We start from the raw sequence: 2,312 nt of genomic DNA, 5'->3' as shown, positions 1-2,312 counted from the left end.
TCGCCGCCACCGCTGCTCGACCGGTTGATCGACGACGCACAGAAGATCCACCAGCAACGGCCAGTGTTACAAGAGACGCTCGCTACCGCTACGCAACCGAGGTGTGAGTCTTAGCTAAAGACGAATAGTAGCCCTCCTGTGACCACCGCGTCTGGACGTGTTTTTGCAGTTCCTTTAACCCTCGTAGTTGAACTTATATTCGTCTCGGTCGTATCAGGAATAAACTTGTTGAGTGCCCGCTTTTGACAGGAAAGACTTCTCGTGCATTCCCGGTCACGGTCTTGCTGCAGTACCGCAGCAAGACATGTCACATACGTTGTGGCGCGGTGAGTCTGGTGATACGACAGCAAGTTGATCTCGTCCAGCGGATCAGTCCACGAGAGAAAGTCCATTACCGGCAGCATCAACCGCCGGTTCCATCGACATTGCGACCTGAGTTAAACGTGCAGAGTCGAGTACTGGAGAGAACTGACCAACAGCCCCCCACTCAAGATACACCCTATTTAATACTAATGGCCCCACACATGAATGTAAATAGTGAAGCCTCTAGATTATCGTTTACTAGTTGGTTTCTAATATTACTCTTCTAATTTAAATATTTTATAAGATCGATAAATTTAAATTATAGTGGGTAGAGCTATTACTTGCATGGCAGAAGAAGACAAAGTCAAAGGAGGTTGTGTGTACAATCGAAGAACAGCTATCAAGGCGTTCACTAGCGCAGGAATTGGAACTACTATTCTGTCAAGTCCAGTTTCTGCCAGTGATGGAGAAACAGTCGCTCGTGACAAAAGATCGGAGCCAAGTCGTGTTGAAGAAAATATAGATGATGAATATCTCGAAAGAATTGATGATATCGAAGAGTTTGAGAATCTGCTTGACGATGAGGTAGTGTTTAAAACAGACAGGGAAGAGAGCCCCTTCCAAACATTTGGTAAAGAGAGAACGATTACGCTCCCGATCGACAATGATTACGTAACCGTTGAGTTAACACTTGCAGATGGTCCATCATATATTGAGGTCTATGTCTTGGGTATTCTGACTATTGAAGGGAATTTCCCCAACGGTAGCTTTGTCCACCGGAAATTTTGCGGTGATGTTGGTGCTGCGTATGGCTGCATAGAAACACATTATGATCAGGAGGATTATATTTTCGAGTATGAGATGGAGATCGATTACTTCCTAGGATCGTGGAACCACATCTATCTAGAGGATACAGTAGATCTTGAAGAAGAATGTGACTGTAGTTGGGATTGATTTTGGATGTTTTCTATAGGATAAAAGAGGCGATGAAGTAGAGATCTAAGAAAAGAAATAAATAGGCCGGGGAATTTCTCTTCATCTAGTATTTGAATTCCTAATAGAAAACCAAGCGAAAATTTTATAGCATTTAGTAGTGTTTTATCTGTCAATGAGAGAGATGTTCGATTTCCAATGGAAATTTCTAATTATAGTGGCAGTGATAGTTCCGATCACTTGGTTGGTACTGTTTGGTATCACCGTTAGTTTTGGCATTCTCGGTTACGCATATTCGATAATAATACTATCTGAAGTATTGTTTTGGATCGGTATTTTTATCCCAATTCTGATACTATTATTCCCAATTGCTGTATATTTTGACTTGAAGAAAATTAGGAGAACAGATACAGAATGGAATCCGAATTCATTATTATATATTATTCCGTCCATATTAGGGCTTTTCATTCCATTTCTAATCCAAATTATTGGACTTATCTATCTTTATAACCGTAGGAGATTCACAATTGGTACCGACGTGTAAGACCCCTGTTCGTGCCAACATTTTGATGGTAGCCGCCCCGTTCGTCCGCTGGCACACCTCGCCCTTTCATAGTGATACAAATGGATTCTAACTCTAGAGTGGCGAACTGTATCAACAATCGCTCTTCGGAAGCAGATTGTTGGTCGAACAGAGCTGGCGCTGTGAAAGCATAGCGGGCAAGGGTGATGCGTCAGCATCACCCGACTATGTTCCCAGTTGAAGTTTTTCGCTCAGAGGCGAGCGCCGCGAACCTGCTGGAGCAGGTTCGCTGGCGCGAGGGCCTCCAGTGCCCGCGCTGCCAGTCTGAATCGGTGATCAAGTACGGCAGCTATCGAGAGTATCAGCGGTATCGCTGTAAAAATTGTGGACGCACGTTCAACGACAAGACCGGCACGATCTTCGCGCGAGTGATCACTGTAACACCTGAATATCGGGAAGAAAGGTCTCAATCCAGTCAACAGCAAAGCTAAGCCGCTGACTCAACCGAAGAAACGTCTCGCTGAGAAACTCACGGAAGTGGTCTTTGCCCTCG

Annotated in this window: 1 protein-coding gene and 2 pseudogenes; 2 read left to right on the top strand and 1 reads right to left on the bottom strand. The window is 44.5% G+C overall.

The genetic code is table 11. The features are described 5' to 3' along the window. Positions 1-127: 127 nt before the first annotated feature. Positions 128-404: pseudogene (locus EA472_RS23485) on the bottom strand (IS701 family transposase); the annotation flags it as partial. A 244-nt stretch (positions 405-648) separates the two neighbouring features. On the opposite strand from EA472_RS23485, the gene EA472_RS21740 reads away from it, so the two are divergent. Then, entirely contained in the window at positions 649-1,257 is a 609-nt protein-coding gene (locus EA472_RS21740; protein WP_124193538.1) for a hypothetical protein, read from the top strand. A gap of 729 nt (positions 1,258-1,986) precedes the next feature. Further along, positions 1,987-2,184, top strand: a pseudogene (locus EA472_RS21735) (transposase); the annotation flags it as partial. Between the last annotated feature and the right edge of the window lie 128 nt (positions 2,185-2,312).

It is taken from the genome of Natrarchaeobius oligotrophus (genome assembly GCF_003841465.1).
Lineage (GTDB): Archaea > Halobacteriota > Halobacteria > Halobacteriales > Natrialbaceae > Natrarchaeobius > Natrarchaeobius oligotrophus.
This window is presented reverse-complemented; position numbering and strand designations above follow the sequence as displayed.